Source organism: uncultured Clostridium sp., from assembly GCF_900547735.1.
Taxonomy (GTDB): Bacteria; Bacillota; Clostridia; order Lachnospirales; family Lachnospiraceae; genus Otoolea.
Map to the genome: position 1 here is coordinate 53,680 of NZ_URHZ01000015.1, position 15,619 is coordinate 69,298.

14 protein-coding genes and 2 pseudogenes are annotated in these 15,619 nt (G+C 49.1%); 12 read left to right on the forward strand and 4 right to left on the reverse strand.

Features of this window, described 5'->3' with window-relative positions; all coding sequences use genetic code 11:
• The first annotated feature begins 20 nt into the window (after positions 1-20).
• The 6 genes from QZT18_RS06980 to QZT18_RS07005 all read left to right on the forward strand — a co-directional run bounded on the left by QZT18_RS06980 (position 21) and on the right by QZT18_RS07005 (position 6,563).
• Entirely contained in the window at positions 21-1,544 is a 1,524-nt protein-coding gene (locus tag QZT18_RS06980; protein ID WP_294145955.1) for a serine/threonine-protein kinase, read from the forward strand.
• Positions 1,545-1,603: 59 nt separating this feature from the next.
• Entirely contained in the window at positions 1,604-2,146 is a 543-nt protein-coding gene (locus tag QZT18_RS06985; RefSeq protein WP_294145957.1) for a hypothetical protein, read from the forward strand.
• A gap of 108 nt (positions 2,147-2,254) precedes the next feature.
• Positions 2,255-2,509: a hypothetical protein gene (locus tag QZT18_RS06990; protein WP_125141188.1), complete on the forward strand. Its 255-nt coding sequence runs from the start codon at positions 2,255-2,257 to the stop codon at positions 2,507-2,509.
• A gap of 142 nt (positions 2,510-2,651) precedes the next feature.
• The gene (locus tag QZT18_RS06995) at positions 2,652-4,316 is read left to right on the forward strand and encodes a glycosyl hydrolase family 18 protein (protein WP_294145961.1); all 1,665 of its coding nucleotides are present in this window, start codon (positions 2,652-2,654) and stop codon (positions 4,314-4,316) included.
• 266 nt (positions 4,317-4,582) lie between these two features.
• Entirely contained in the window at positions 4,583-5,983 is a 1,401-nt protein-coding gene (locus QZT18_RS07000) for a HAMP domain-containing sensor histidine kinase (protein WP_294145963.1), read from the forward strand.
• A complete protein-coding gene (locus tag QZT18_RS07005) occupies positions 5,952-6,563 on the forward strand; it encodes a response regulator (protein ID WP_125141185.1) in 612 nt (203 codons plus the stop codon). The genes QZT18_RS07000 and QZT18_RS07005 overlap by 32 nt, the downstream gene beginning before the upstream one ends.
• A gap of 24 nt (positions 6,564-6,587) precedes the next feature.
• Here QZT18_RS07005 and pgsW read toward each other — a convergent pair whose 3' ends face one another.
• The 4 genes and pseudogenes from pgsW to QZT18_RS23495 all read right to left on the reverse strand — a co-directional run bounded on the left by pgsW (position 6,588) and on the right by QZT18_RS23495 (position 9,770).
• Positions 6,588-7,655, reverse strand: coding sequence for a poly-gamma-glutamate system protein (gene pgsW, locus QZT18_RS07010; RefSeq protein WP_294145967.1), 1,068 nt, complete (start codon positions 7,653-7,655; stop codon positions 6,588-6,590).
• A gap of 36 nt (positions 7,656-7,691) precedes the next feature.
• On the reverse strand, positions 7,692-8,099 hold the full coding sequence (gene pgsC, locus QZT18_RS07015; RefSeq protein ID WP_227033509.1) for a poly-gamma-glutamate biosynthesis protein PgsC: 408 nt from the start codon (positions 8,097-8,099) through the stop codon (positions 7,692-7,694).
• Positions 8,092-9,210 carry a poly-gamma-glutamate synthase PgsB gene (pgsB, locus tag QZT18_RS07020; RefSeq protein ID WP_294145973.1) on the reverse strand — a complete coding sequence of 373 codons (1,119 nt, stop codon included), beginning with the start codon at positions 9,208-9,210 and terminating at the stop codon, positions 8,092-8,094. Before pgsB ends, pgsC begins: the two co-directional genes overlap by 8 nt.
• 341 nt (positions 9,211-9,551) lie before the next feature.
• Positions 9,552-9,770, reverse strand: a pseudogene (locus tag QZT18_RS23495) (DUF6783 domain-containing protein).
• Between QZT18_RS23495 and QZT18_RS23500 the strand changes: the two are divergent.
• The 6 genes and pseudogenes from QZT18_RS23500 to QZT18_RS07045 form a co-directional block, all read left to right on the forward strand.
• A pseudogene (locus QZT18_RS23500) lies at positions 9,708-10,040 on the forward strand (DUF6783 domain-containing protein); the annotation flags it as partial. The pseudogenes QZT18_RS23495 and QZT18_RS23500 sit on opposite strands and share 63 nt — an antisense overlap.
• A 42-nt stretch (positions 10,041-10,082) precedes the next feature.
• Positions 10,083-11,924 carry a gamma-glutamyltransferase gene (ggt, locus tag QZT18_RS07025; RefSeq protein WP_294145974.1) on the forward strand — a complete coding sequence of 614 codons (1,842 nt, stop codon included), beginning with the start codon at positions 10,083-10,085 and terminating at the stop codon, positions 11,922-11,924.
• Between the two features lie 58 nt (positions 11,925-11,982).
• Positions 11,983-12,633, forward strand: coding sequence for a DUF6305 family protein (locus tag QZT18_RS07030; RefSeq protein ID WP_294145976.1), 651 nt, complete (start codon positions 11,983-11,985; stop codon positions 12,631-12,633).
• A 72-nt stretch (positions 12,634-12,705) separates the two neighbouring features.
• Positions 12,706-13,974, forward strand: coding sequence for a TRAP transporter large permease subunit (locus tag QZT18_RS07035; protein ID WP_294145978.1), 1,269 nt, complete (start codon positions 12,706-12,708; stop codon positions 13,972-13,974).
• 15 nt (positions 13,975-13,989) lie between these two features.
• Entirely contained in the window at positions 13,990-14,136 is a 147-nt protein-coding gene (locus QZT18_RS07040; protein ID WP_009297281.1) for a hypothetical protein, read from the forward strand.
• A gap of 12 nt (positions 14,137-14,148) precedes the next feature.
• Positions 14,149-15,291 carry a succinylglutamate desuccinylase gene (locus tag QZT18_RS07045; RefSeq protein WP_294145988.1) on the forward strand — a complete coding sequence of 381 codons (1,143 nt, stop codon included), beginning with the start codon at positions 14,149-14,151 and terminating at the stop codon, positions 15,289-15,291.
• Positions 15,292-15,619: the final 328 nt, after the last annotated feature.

The following is a 15,619-nucleotide window of genomic DNA, read 5'->3' on the forward strand; positions in this document are numbered from 1 at the left end:
TTAGAATGAAGCTCTGAGAAGTGATATTTCCGAAGGGAGGTGTAGGAGCAGAAAGCACCATTTTATTTGGAAAATATCAGATATGTCGGGTGATTGGCGGAGGAAGAAGCGGTACCGTTTTTCTGGCGGAGCATCTTGGACTTGGAGAATTCCGGGCCATCAAGAGAGTGCCGAAGGGAGACGGAGGTTTTTTCAGGGAGACAGCCGTACTGAAGGAGCTGAAGCATCCGGGAATCCCGATTATATATGACTTAGAAGAGGATTCAAATTATTACTATCTCATCGAAGAATATCTTGAAGGTGAGTCCTTATATGCCCTTGTGAACCGACAGGGCAGTCTGACAGGGACAAAGATCGTTTCATACGGAATGGAGCTTTGTCAAATCATGGAGTATCTGCATTCGTTTAAACCCAATCCAATTTTGTATTTAGATCTACAGCCCCATAATATTTTAATCTGCAAAGGAACACTGAAGCTGATCGATTTTGATCAGGCCGTTTCAGCTGCCCAGGCCACGATGCCCGAAAGACGTTACGGGACGCCCGGTTTTGCCGCTCCGGAACAATATATGGACGGGCCGGTGGATGTGAGGACCGATATCTATGCCATTGGCGCCCTCCTTTTCTATATGTGGAAGGGGAGACTGCCGGACGTTTACGCAGGCGCTGTATCCAGGGACATACCGTCTGAGGATAAAGGCGGGAAAGCGGGAGGCAAAGCGGCGGTAACAGGATGGGAAGAGAGGCTGGAGGCCATAACAGGGCGGTGTATGAACCGGGACAGAGAAGAGCGTTACGGGGATGTCGGCCAGGTGCTCACGGATCTTATGGAATTAAAACAGGGTGTTTTCAAAGAAAAGCAAATATCACTTCTCAAAATTGCTGTAGCATGCAGCAGTCACGGCATGGGAGCAACCCATGTATCTTTAAGCGTATCGTCGTATCTGACAAAGAAAGGAATCTCAAATCTGTACCAGGAGAATAATGACTCCGGGGCCGTGTCGTCGATGGCGGGGTATCTGGAGCAAAGCCCGGACCAGTATGGAATTTTTCATATGGGAAACTGGGAGCTGAAACCGAGGTATGGAAGCCGCGTCAGGCTGGAACAGCCGGAATACGACGCCGTAGTCGGGGACTTTGGAACTGAACTCCAGTCGGTTTCCGAGGAGGAGTGTGATCTTCTCATTCTCGTATGCGGCGGAAAGTGGTGGGAACTTGGGAAGTCCATAACGGCGATCCGTTATCTGGCGCAGAACTCAAATCTGCGTGTCATTTTTAATCATATTTCTTCCGGAACGGACATCGTACTGCCGGAAGATATCGCAAGACTCACATTTTACAGAATGCCCAGCTTTACGGCACCCGAGGATACAAACTTCGGCCGTTTCTTTGAAGCGGTGGCCGGCGGCACAAAAGGCGGGCAAAGAATAAGAAAACTGGCGGAAGAACGCACAGGAAAGAGAGAGAGGAAAAGTGCGGTACGGAAAAGAATAACAGGATTTTTCCACATCCCCGCAGAGGCGGACGGAATAAAAGACAGATAGAGACAGAGCGCCGCAGGACGGAGCTCATTGGGGTTGCCGGAAGCGGCCGCTGCGTTGGGGTGACCCATTTTTCCATTCTTCTCGCTAATTATCTGACAGGAATCTCAGCCGGGAAAGCGGCGGTTTTAGAGTGGAACGACAGCGGAGATCTGGGGAAAATACAGAAAATTTATTCGACAAGAACTGTCACAAACAGACAGAATCAGACGTTTATTACCTATGGAGTCTCTTATTATAATAAAGCCGGCAGAAAAGAACTGCTGGAATGTCAACGGCAGGGGTTCAACACGGTGATTCTGGATTTTGGAGTATATGGTGACGGAATCGAAGAAGATTTTTCGAGATGTGACCGAAAGTTTCTGCTCGGGGCTTTCAGCGAATGGAAGCTGGAGGCATTTACGGAGCAGATTTCCCGGACAAGACGTGACTGTGGCTGGGAATATTTTTCGGCTTTTGGAAATGAAGAGACTGCAGATATGATCATGCGGTGTCTGAAAGTCCGCGTCAACCGTATTCCCTGGCAGCCGGATGCGTTTACCATTACCGGAGAAGTCATGGCTTTCTTTGGGAGATTCCTGAAATACCAGTGGGATGGGAACTGATATATCACAATATACTTTCCTGAGGTCTCTGACAGGATGAAGTGTAAGGCCTGCAAAGCGCGCCTTATACCGCCCAGGATCCCGTCCCCGGAGATTCGAGGGGTAGCGATGAACGAAAGAGAAAAAAGGCAGCTTGAGAAAGAAAGGCGGGAAAAAGAACAGCAGCGTATATTTGTGGAAGGTTTAAAGAAGTACAGGGAGAGGGGAATCCCGATCCTGATAGACGGCAAAGAGTGTCCGCCCGAAGAGTACGATAAAATATTTGAACTGAAAGAAGACGGCTCTTTTTATATGGGAGACTATATTGGAGCCGATACCGGACGGCTGATGGAAATTCGCTTTGACAGGGTTTATTATAAATAAAACAGGAGGAAGACGGAAGAAACTGAATTGCCCGATCATAAAGAAACGTAAGAAAAAATTCAACAATCCCCGGAAAAGGTGTGATATACTAACTGTATTAATGATAGTAATATAAAGACATGATGGGATACCGGAGGAAGAGATGAAGAGAAGAAGATCGCCGCTTAAAGCCCTGTTTCTGGTGCTTTTGTTCCTGGTGGTATGTGCAGCCGGAGTTTATGGCTATAAACGATATATGCCTACCAATGAGAGGGCCGATTTAAGCCGGTTGTATAATGGGAAGGAAGATGAAGTTTCTGTTTTCCTGAACTACGGGAAGCAGGACATCAGGGGGATTTACGAGGACGGACAGACTTATCTGCCCATAGACTGGGTAAATGCCAATTTGAACGAGCGCTTTTACTGGGATGCCAGGGAGAAGCTGCTGGTCTATGCCCTTCCGGAAGAGGTGGTCACAGCGAACGCGGAGACAGACGGTACGGGAGGAAAGAAGATCCTGTTGGAGAAGAACGGCAATGTCTACCTGGCGCTGGGACTTATCCTGAACTATACGGACATCCGGGTGAATGTCTATGACAGCGGAGATCAGAAACGCATTTATGTTGAGAATACCTGGTCGCCTGTTCCGATTGCCACCGTCAGACGGAATGGAAAGCTCCGGATTAAGGGCGGGGTAAAGAGCCCAATCATCACGGAGGTTGTAAAGGACGAGAGTGTTGTGGTTCTGGAAACCATGGATAAGTGGGCTAAAGTCATGACGCAGGACGGCCATATCGGATATATGGAGAACAGAAAACTCGAGAATCTTCATGAAGAGACTCCGGTCAGCACATTTGTGGCGCCGGAATACACGAATATATCACTGGACGAGAAAATCAGCATGGTCTGGCATCAGGTGACAATCGATGCCGCCAATAATGCAATGGAAGAACTGATTGCTTCCACTAAGGGCGTGAACGTAATCGCCCCGACCTGGTTTACACTGAGCGACAATGAAGGGAATTATGAATCCCTGGCCAGCAAAAGCTATGTGGAAAAGGCTCATGCGATGGGACTTCAGGTCTGGGCTGTAGTGGACAATTTCAGCCGTGAAATAAGCAAAAATGTACAGTCCGAGGAGCTGCTGTCTAAAACTTCCGTCAGGAAGAAGCTGATCAGCAGTCTGATGGACGAAGCCGACACCTATGGTTTTGACGGAATCAACCTGGATTTTGAAAGTCTGAAAGAGGCGGCCGGAGTCCACTATATTCAGTTTATCAGGGAGCTGTCCGTATCCTGCAGGAAGAAAGGGCTGGTTTTGTCCGTGGACAATTACGTACCGGCTCCGTATAACCGTTTTTACAACCGCAGAGAGCAGGGAGTCATGGCCGACTATGTGATTATTATGGGCTACGACGAGCATTATGCGGGCGGAGACGCCGGTTCCGTCGCTTCCCTCGGCTATGTTGAGTCTGGAATCAAAAATACTCTGGATCTGGTGCCGAAGGAGAAGGTAATCAACGGAGTTCCGTTCTATACACGTCTCTGGACGGAGAAGGACGGGAAACTTTCATCAAAGGCGATGGGAATGGGTTCTGCAAAGAAGTGGGCCGAGGACAACGAAATGAAGCTCACCTGGGACGATACGGTGGGACAGCATTACGGCGAAGTAAAGACAGAGGATGGAATGAATTACCTCTGGATGGAGGATGCCAAATCACTGGGACTTAAGATGGATCTGGTGAAGAAGTATGATCTGGCCGGTGTTTCAGGATGGAAACTGGGACTGGAAACACAGGATGTCTGGGACGTGATGAAGTGGGAATAAGTTATGGTCCACATACGGACCGTAACGGGAACATGCCCTTCGGAACGAAAGCAGAGAGTGTCCGGAACTGCCCGGACTGCGTGGATATAAAAGAATAAAAACGATATTTTCAGAAGAACATGAGCCCTGCCGCACAGTAGTTTACGGCAGGGCTTTTTGTATAGGAATTGAAAAAAGACCGGCAATATTATATACTATCATCAAGAGATGCTTCTGTCGGGGGAGAGGCGTCGGACCGGTGTGCGTGAATAAAGGCGGGAATGGGTATGGAAAAAAAAGTAGGAATTCAGTATAATTCGAAGTTATTTATCCAGGGCTGCGTCCTGGCTCTTCTGGGTGTGGTGGGACCTGCTCTCATCATGGAGGAGCAGCTTGGCATATACCAATCGCTCCGCTTTGGAATGATGAATGACAGGGCCAGCTACCTGATAATTGCGGCGTTAAAACTTGTTATGATGAATGTAATCCGCGCGGTTCCCCACTATCTGGGGGCATTCCTGATCAATGAATCGGTGCATGTGTATCTGTACGGGAAAAAGCGATTTGCATTCAATGTGGTCTTTACACTGTCTCTGATCGTGCTGATTTACGACGTAATCTACAGAATATACGGAATCCGGTATGACCTTGGCATACCGGCTCTTATTCTGATCGGTTTTGTTCTTTTGCTGTCCTATATGAATCTGTTTTCCGTCAGTATGCTCAATAAGCTGCTGATTGTAGCCTCCCTGCTGATGAGCATCCAGTGGCTGGATGTAATACCGCATTTATCCGATTATGGGTTCGGCCGCGGCGAAATTTCCATGGATGTGAAGATCGCAGCCGGAATTATGGAGGAGAAGAATCTGCTCACCGTATTCGCAATGAGCATGTTTCTCTCTTTTCTGTATACGTCGCTGATCCAGGTGCAGCTTCTCTACAAGGAACACAAACTGAAGATTTCCAATGAGAAGACGAGACAGGTGGAAAAAGAGCTGTACCATACCCAGATAGAGGCACTGAAGATGAGAAATTCAAGCGAGGTTCAGAGCCTTGTCCACGATTTAAAAACACCTCTCACGATTGTCCAGGGGCTGGTCAGCCTGGCGGAGATGATGGAGAAGGACGGACTGATACAGGAGTATTTCGAGAAGATTTCCGCCTCCCTGACTTCGATGAGCATGATGATTTCGGAAATCCTGTACGAAAACAGGCACTCACCAATGAAGGTAGAGGAACTGATGAAGATGGTTTTAGCCCAGGTATCCATTCAGGTGCCGAGGGAAATGCTGGAGTATGAGATAGGCTGTCCGGAAACCGTGATAACGGGGAATAAAATCCGCCTGTCCAGAGCGGTAATCAATCTGATTACCAATGCTTACAATGCGGTGAACAAGGAAACGGGAAAGATCCGCCTCACCGTGGAGGAACAGGAGGAGTTTGTCTGCATCACAGTGGCCGATAACGGGACAGGCATTGAGCCGTGGAAGATGGATCATATCTGGGAACTCGGATATTCGGAAAAACAGTCCACCGGACTGGGACTTCCCTTTGTCAGACAGGTGATAGAGAACCATAAGGGCGAAGTGCGGGTTGAAAGTGAAAAGGGACGCTACACGAAAGTGGTAATTTGTTTACGGAAGGGGGAGCAGCCAAATGGAGAGTATGAAAACAATTCTGGCAATTGACGATAACAGGGACATCCTCTATACTCTGGAGCAGATTTTTAATTTTCAGGGATGGAGGCCTCTGCTGGCCGCCGGATATGAGGAGGCGGAGAAATACATAAAGAAAGAAAAAATAGACCTGATCCTGGTAGATTACCACATGCCGGGGGTAGATGGGATATCCGCAGTGAAGGAAATCCGGAAAAAACTGCCCAAGGTTCCGATTATCGTTCTGACAATCGAGGAGGAAGAGCATATCGTGTCCAGGTTTATGAATGCCGGGGCAAATGACTATTCCCTGAAGCCGATTAAGGCGGTGGATCTGATTTCCAGAATCAAGGTTCATCTCCAGTATCACGAGAAAAGCCAGTATTATGAGAGTTACGACAAGGGGATCAGCAAGGTGACGCTTCAGAAAATTGAGGATCAGATGAAGGGGATCACGGAGTTCCTGGATATCGATATGCTGGAGGATATTACGCAGATTAAGAAGAAGACCCTGTACCGCTATTTGCAGTATCTTGTAAAAGAAGGCAGGGTGGAACAGCAGTATTCCTATGGCGACATGGGCCGTCCGAGGACGCTGTACCGATGGATTTAACGGGAAATCCCTCCGTAGCGGAAGCTACAGGGGGATTTTTCTGTGGGGGTAATGTTTGGCCGCCCAGACAAGCAGAAACAGGCCGACGGCCACGAGAGCGGCGGCCAGGGGCAGGTTATACTGCCATGTTTCATAAACGCCGCCTTCCCCTGCGGCCGGAACCGGCGAGGGATCAAAGGGAAGACCATAGGATGGCAGCAGGCCCTTCATGTTCAGGAGATGGATGACCGGAATTTCTTTATTCAGGAAGAGAGGAATCAGGCCGTGGCCCTTTACCTCAGCCCTGCCGGGCCTTATGATGCCGTTTGCCGCAGAAACCATCTCGGTTCCGCCTCCGAAGGACATGAGATTGCCCCCGGCGTTGATAAAGCAGGCAGGTTCACCCCCGTCCTCATAGATGGACAGCCGGGCGTTTATATTTTCCTCCAGATCTTCGTAATACAGGAACCGGTAACCATAGCCGGACAGCCGGGCCGTAATGGAATCCTTTACATCCTGCGGCATCTCCCTGCCGATGTCGTCCTGCCCTCCCAGGGAAAAACAGGAGGAGTGATTTGACAGGTACTGATGCTCCAGCAGAAAATGTTCCATGTCCAGATAAGTAAAATCGGGCAGGTTCGCCCCGTAGGTGGACGCGCCCACCGAATTCATGACGGAGCCTTTGAGGTCCATGGCGTCCAGCGCACAGAGAACGGCGATGTTTAAGCAGGGAAAGGACGAGGACAGGTTTACCGCAACGGTATCGCCCTGTTTTACGCCGCACTGCGTCAGCATATCCACCACCATGGCGGCGGTATTGGGATTTGTCGTCGAGCGCTTGGATTCCAGGCTGCCGAGGGTGGTCGTGATTTCCGTGTAGGATTCCCCGATCATACCGGTGGCGTTCGGGTCGTCGATGGGAGAAATTTTATATCCGCGGTTCTGCTTTTCTTCTTTCAGGGCGGACAGAGCACGTTCCATCCGGGTTGAAGCGTCCAGCATCACAGCCGCATTTTCTTTTTTGGTCAGTGTTTTCGTCTGTTCCAGGAGCAGAAGGGAGCAGAGAAGAAAGAAGAAAACGATCAGGAAACGCCAGTATTGTTTCAGTTTCATTAAACTACCTCACATGTTTGGGACGCCCGTAAAGGGCTATCTCACGATTATGTAGATCAGGCGCGTCAGCAGCGTCACGATGCCAAGGCCCGTCAGCGTCTTCGGAACACCCTGCTTCTCCATGTCACGGCCCAGGATTCCGGGAATGAGGCTGCCGATTGAAAAGGCGGCTCCGGCGCCCAGGAAACCAAACAGAAATTTGAGCAGAACTCCGGTCATAACATAGACGGCATAGCGCCTCCGGCCGTACAGAATCATATATTTGGACATGAAGTGGACGATGACCATGCACAGAAGGGAGAGGATTACCGTTCCGAGCAGCCGTTTCCAGTCATAGGCATACATGGCAAAATAGGCGGGAACAATGATTCCGCCGGGAGACAGGTCGGTCAGTTCCGTGAACAGCAGACTTAAAAAGATTCCCAAAAGAAGGATATCATTCATTGCGGCTACCTCGCTCTTCTAAAGATTGTTCTTCCAGTGATTTTATCATCTCGTACCCGGGCCCTTTAATATTGCCGATTCCGATGAGCAGGGACCCGGCCGGTAAATTAAGGCAGTCTTTGTAATTGGGAGTCACCCTGAGATCGGTCAGCCCGGCTTTGGAGAAAAGGCGCTTTGGAAGAAATGCTCCTTTTCCGGTCAGGAATACCGGCGAATTTTTATAGTGCGGAAAAAAATACCGGGCAAACAGGAGGGCGCGGTCGGGTCTGTCTTCTCTGTGGTTATAGAGAAAATAGATACCGGAATACCCGTTTCCCGCGTCCTCCACATTATTTCTGGTGGATTGTGGATCATTGGCGGAAAAAAGGTTGAGAAAGTGGAAAACTTCCCCGCTCCTGTTGGTTATCGGGTAAATCCGCTTCGTCCCGAAGTCTTCTTTCACATTGGATAGGCTCTTTGCAAATTCCTCTTCCGTAACCCCGAGAGAGGCGGAAACCTCCCTGGCAATCGAGATATTCTCCTCCGCCACGCAACCGGAAGGACAAAAGACAAGCCGGCAGTCACGCTCTCTGCACTTCTTCTCAAACATGGCGGCGGCATTCCGATCAGCCGTATAAAGCGTCCCATGTTCAGGAATCGTCGAGGACAGGGAAGCAGCTATTTCTTCCAGAGAGTCCCCCATTTCAAAAATATGGTCATAACGGACATTGGTAATCACCGTAATATTACTTCTCACGATCTGTTCCTGTGCAATCTTCTGAAGCTCCGGATTAACGGCCATACATTCCAGGACAAGAACCTCCGCCCCTTCCCTGCGGGCCAGGCGGATAATACGGAGCTGTTCATGAATATTGGCAGGCCCCAGCCGCCTGACGGGAGTCTCCCGTCCATCCGCATGAATCATCATCGCATCGGTGCCGGTCGTCTTCGTAAAAACCTTATACCGGCTCCTCAATGCAGCGTCAATATACCGGCAGGTAGAAGTTTTCCCCCGAATCCCATTCACATGAATCACAGCCTTAAAAGAAGCCAGACAAGCGCGGTTAATCCTGTTTTCAATCACAAAATACAAAATCATAACCGTAAAAAATCCAACAAAAACCCCCATCATCACACCCCCTGCCATATTACATCGGGGATTTTCACGAAAAACAGGTGAAAACACCTCGCGGAATACATCCCGAGTGAACCGTAACATTACATCCCCTATTCCTTCCATCATATCAGCAAAATCCCCAAAAATCAAAAAGAACCGCCCAAACCGGCAGAGAGAAATATGAGAAAAAAAGAAAGGGAGGTACGCCCCCACGAGCTCCCCCATGACACTTATCCCAACCCGGAAGCCCCCTCCGGCCGCGACAATACGCCCACTCCACTTGAGAGGGAGAGACAATCAGCGGTGGCAGGCAGGAGCCTGATGGTGACCGACAACCTCCGGCGTCTTCAGTCCCCTCAAAATGTACCCGGGGGAAGGAGGGGGAAAACATTCCGCAGGGGACCTTGGAATCCGCCGCTGCTTGCTGAGGTATTATCGAAGCTAGAGCATGTCTGAAAATTCATTCCCGCCATCTGCACGCCCCACTTCGCGGCATATTTTGTCCCGATTCAGTCAGCGTAGCCCACTACGCCTCCTTCATCGCGGCAAAATCTCCCACAAAGTGTGACGTCCATCTGACGGAAAGCAATTTTCAAACATGCTCTAGCAGACGCTGCGCATTCCACAAGCGGGAGCGAGTCCCCGTAGGAATCTTTTCCGCCCGGATTCCCCCTCAACGACTCCCATCCCGGGGACTGAAGACTCACAACCTCCCCTCTCACCATCACTCCCACCCCCCACCGCGTCCTCCCAATCAACTAAAAGTAAAACTTGAACAAATTTCTCTCCCGTTTGCGAGAAAAATGGGAAAAAATAGACAAAACAGTTTCGCATGGTTATCATAACCTTATCAACTTTTTAATGGGAACAGGAAAAGGAGGAAATTTATGAGAAAGTCTAAAAAACTTATTGCCCTCTCAATGGCAGCCCTGATGGCGGTCATGACAGGATGCTCCGGCGGTCAGACAGCTTCGACCCAGGCCGAAAGCGCAGCAGAGACAAAACCGGCGGAATCGGCGGCCGAGACGACAGGAACCGGAGAAGGTGAAGCAGTTTCTGCCGGAAACCGCGTGACTGACGGAGAGGGATGGTACCTTTGGGATGAAAACGGTAATCTGACCCTGGAAGGCAGAGGGGCGGAAGGAAAGACAGCCGTTGTTTCATCCGGTAAATATGAGGCATCCAAAGCAGGACTTGAAGTTCTGAAAGCAGGCGGAAACGCGGTTGACGCAGCAGTAGCCGTATCTTTCGCACTGGGCGTTACGGAGCCTAACTCTTCCGGTATCGGCGGAGGCGGATTCATGACAATCCACAGCGCCGACGGAGAAGATGTTTTCGTAAACTTCCGTGAAAAAGCACCGGCAGCGGCAACACCGGATATGTGGCAGGTGGATGCCGAAGGTAATGTAATCGGCAACCAGAAGTCCATCGGCGGAAAAGCGGTCGGCATTCCTGGAAATGTAAAAGGAATGGAATATGCATTTGAGAAATACGGTTCCGGCAACGTGACATGGTCAGATGTTATTGCACCATCCATTAAACTGGCCGAGGAAGGTTACATTGTAACACCAACACTTTACAACGATATGTTCGGTTCCTACGACGCCATGGTAAATTATCCTGAGTTCGGCAATGTTTACCTGAACGAGGACGGATTAAACTATCAGGTAGGGGATACATTTAAAAACCCGAATCTGGCAAAGACACTGAAAGCAATCTCCGAAGGCGGCGCAGAGGCATTCTACACAGGCGCAATCGCACAGAAGATGGTTGACACGGTTAATAAATACGGCGGCCTGTTCACAATGCAGGATCTGGCCGACTATGAGGTTAAGGTTATGGAACCTGTAACCGGTACATACCGCGGATACAAGATTATTTCTTCCCCGCTTCCGTCTTCAGGCGGCACACATGTAATCGAAGCTCTGAATATCATGGAAAACTTTGATATTGCAGCCATGGGATTTGATTCCCCTGAGAAGCTTCATGTTATGACCGAGGCATTCAAAATGTGCTTCCACGACCGTGAAGAATTCATGGGTGACCCTGACTACGTAGATGTTCCTGTCAACGGAATTCTCTCTAAAAAGCGTGCAAAAGAACTGGCTGCACAGATTGATCCGGCCGTTGCAAGCAAATATGAGCAGATCAGCCCATGGCAGTATGAGCATGAGGACACCACACACTTCTCAGTGGCAGACGCAGAAGGCAACATGGTTTCCGTAACACAGACCGTAAACGGCCTCTTCGGGGCAAAGATTATTCCGGACGGATACGGCTTTGTATTAAACAACGAGATGGATGATTTCTCTGCAAATCCTGAATCACCAAATGCAATTGCAGGCGGAAAGGTGCCGTTAAGCTCCATGAGCCCAACCGTTGTCCTGAAAGAAGACGGCTCACCGTTCATGGTACTGGGATCCCCAGGCGCAACAAAGATTATCACCACAGTAGCACAGATTATCAGCAATGTAGTTGATTTTGATATGACAATGCAGGAGGCAATCGACGCTCCACGTCTCTACAACAATGCTACAAGCGCAATTCAGTATGAGACGCGTCTGAATGCAGACTCCATTAAGAAACTGGAGGAACTGGGCAATACGGTAGAGCCGAATGAAGAATTCAACCGTACTTTCGGTTCTGTAAATGCTGTTATGTATGGCGAGGACGGAACGCTGTTAGGCGGCGCCGACCCAAGACGTGACGGTAAAGCACTTGGTTATTAATAATTGGAAAACGGAAATTTATAAAGGTTAAAAACACAGAGAATAAGGAGATATGAAAATGAAGAAGAAATTAGCAATCGCAGTATTATGCCTTTCCATGGCGGCAGGTTCCCTTACAGCCTGCGGCGGCGGAAGCAGCACGGCGGCAACACAGGCTCCGGCAGCACAGGATGCCCCTGCGGCAGATGGTGAAGCGGCAGCGTCCGGAGATTTAAAAGAGATTACGGAAGCCATCGCAGAAAGCCCAATCGTTCTTACAAGCGTAGGACAGAGTGCCGATGTAAACGTAGTCCAGACTCTGATGAAAAAGTGTGAGATTGAGACCGATTTAAACTCAACCGTCACGGCAGATGATTTAGGAAACTACAAGACACTGGTGCTGGCTATCGGAGGAAGCTCCAAAGGACTCGGCGCAGCAGGTGTTGACGAGAACCAGGAGTTAGACCGTGTGAAAGGTGTTATTGCAAAGGCCAAAGAGCAGGGCATGACAATCATCGCCCTTCATATCGGCGGAAGTGCAAGACGCGGTACCTTATCGGACAAATTCATTCCGGACGCCCTGGCGGCATCAGATGCGGCTATCATTGTATCTGAAGGTGACAGCGACGGCCTGATGAAGGGAATCGTTACAGAAAATGGAATTCCAACTGCTTTTATTGACAACCAGGTTGGAGCAGTAGAGCCTCTCAAGACAATTTTCGGTAAATAATGTAAAGTCTGTCAAACGGGGCCGCAGTAAAGCGGCCCCTTAATTTTACAAGGGGACAGAAAGGAGTAAAAAGTGACTCACGAATTTATAATTTTCGTTGCAATGATTGGCATCTTCATGGTTGGCTGCTTCCTGGCAAAACTTCCTGTAGGTGTGTCTATGATGCTTTCAGCTATCGGCGGCTGTCTGGTAGCCGGGGAGGGACTTCCGATCCGGCATCTCGTAGAAGGTACCTTCTCTTATATTGATACAATTCTTGTTATCGCAACTGCCATGGTATTTATGAAGGTGGTTGAAAAATCGGGCACTCTGGATGCACTGAGCGCCGTTATTATCAAAAAGTTCCACAAACATCCGGCGATTCTGCTGATCCTTATCATGGCGGTTATCATGTTCCCGGGTATGATTACCGGTTCTTCCACAGCGGCCGTTCTGTCCGCAGGAAGTATCATGGCTCCGGTTCTTCTGATTATGGGACTTGATTCGGTAACAGCCGCAGCGCTCATCGCAATGGGCGGACTGCTGGGCATGATTGCACCTCCTGTTAACCTTCCGGCCATGATCATCGGCGGCGGAATTGACGTTCCCTTCGTAGGATTCGGCATTCCCCTACTGATTCTGACCATTCCGGTGGCTATCTTCTCAGCGTTATTCCTGGGACTGAAACAGGCAAAGAACATGGATTACGAAAAAATGGAGCCCCATCTGAACAAAGAAGTGGCTGAGAAATACGGATTCCGTGTTTATATCCCTCTGTTCGTACTGGTTATTCTGATGATGCTCACAAAGATTTTCAAGGTGATTCCGGATATCGGCATGCCTCTGATGTTCTTAGTCAGCGCAGCGGTCGGCCTGTTCACGGGACGCAAGGTTAACCCGGTGGAAACCATTCAGGAGGCGCTTCACAGCTCCCTTCCCGTTATGGGCATCCTGATGGGTGTTGGTATGTTTATTCAGGTAATGACACTGACGGGCGTCCGCGGATTTATCGTTATGACCTGCCTTGGACTTCCTGAGAATCTGCGTCTGCTGGCAGCCGGCGTATCCATCCCGTTATTCGGCGCCGTTTCATCCTTTGGCGCTTCCTCCGTACTCGGCGTGCCGTTTGCTCTGGCATTCCTGAATATGGATACCGTATTTACAATTGCAGCTCTGTCCTTCATCGCAGCTCTGGGCGACATGATGCCGCCGACCGCTCTGGCAGGTCTTTTCGCAGCCAAGATTACGGGCGTGGAAAACTACGTGAAGGTTCTGAAGAGATGTATGGTTCCGATGGCAGTGATGCTCGTTTACGGAATGGCATTCATCTACTTCTCAAAATCGCTTGCAGCGTTGTTCTAAAAGGGGGATACAGATATGATTACATTGATTTACAGAGCCATAGCGCTTTTATTCCTTGTATTTACAGCTATTGATATGTACAAAGAAGATGCTCCGTCAATGAAGGTGAACGCTTGTATGGTAATGGTACCTCTTTTACTGCGCGTCCTGATGATTAAATAAGGAGGACTGAAAATGGAATTTTTTAAAACACATAAAAATCTCGTTACGGCAGTCTGCGCTGTGGCAAGTATTGCCGTTGCAGTGGTTGCGGGAAAAGATTTTTACGATTTCAGACATTACCAGGAAGTGATTATCCCGGGTGAGGGAGTGACATCCACTTTCCAGTTAAGTGATTATAATGCAAATTTAAAAGGCACCTTCGGCGACACGACGGTTTACGTGATGCAGGGTGAAAAAGAGGGCGGTTCGTTCCTGATACTGGGCGGAACCCACCCGAATGAGCCGTCGGGCCATATGGCGGCGGTAACCGTGGTTGAGAGCGGAAAAGTGGAATCCGGAACCGTATATGTAATTCCGAGAACCGACAACAGCGCATTTACCCACAATGACCCGCAGGAGGGCTCACCGCACTTCTTCCACATTGAGACGGAGAGCGGAAGACGCCAGTTTGTATACGGCTCCCGTGCCTCCAACCCGATTGACCAGTGGCCGGATCCGGACGTATATACCCATACATCGGGCCAGACGCTGTCCGGAAGTGAGATGCGTAATATCAACCGCGCCTATCCGGGCGTAGAGGACGGCACGCTGACGGAACAGATTGCTTATGCAATTACAAACATGATTAATACCCTTAATATTGATATGGAGATGGACCTTCATGAAGCATCCCCTGAGTATCCTACAATCAATGCAACCGTAGCCCATGAGAGAGCGATGGATATGGCGTCCATGGGTATCCTGGAACTGCAGATGGCGGGGATTAATATGTCCCTCGAGCCGTCACCGGTTTCACTCCACGGCTTAACTCACCGTGAGCTGGGCGATCATACCAATACCTTTGCTCTGTTAATGGAGACAGGAAACCCGGCACAGGGCCGTTTACACGGTAAAATTGATGAGAACCTGATTTTGACAGGCAAGGATAACTGCTACATGAAGGCCTCCAAACTCGGCTACCTTTACATCCCCTACGACGAGAACGGCGTTCCACTGGAACTGCGTGTCGGAAGACATCTGCAGGGCTGTACGGAATATATGAAGGCCTTTACCGAGGTGTACGGAAGTGAAAAGGGCGAGATTGTTATGACAGGACTGCCGACTTATGAGGAGCTGACAACAGGCGGACATAAGCTGGGTGAGTATCTGAATTAATTGCGGCCGGATCTTAAGTGGAGATCAGACAATTAAATAGAATTTAAGACTGAGAGCGTTCTTCGGATAATTTATCCGACAGGACGCTCTTTTTTGATTATTGAGTGGAGATTGTGGAACAGCTACTATTCTGCACTTAAAAAACGAACTAAAGCAAGATGATAAAACATACAATAGACAGATAAATAAAAGAAATAAAACATAAGTAAAGATAAAAGCTGCATAATAGAAATTTGAAATTGATAAAATACATAAAACATCATAAATATCTGAGAGAAAAATGGGAAAAAGTAGACAATACAACAGATAACCGATATGATTTGTTTAC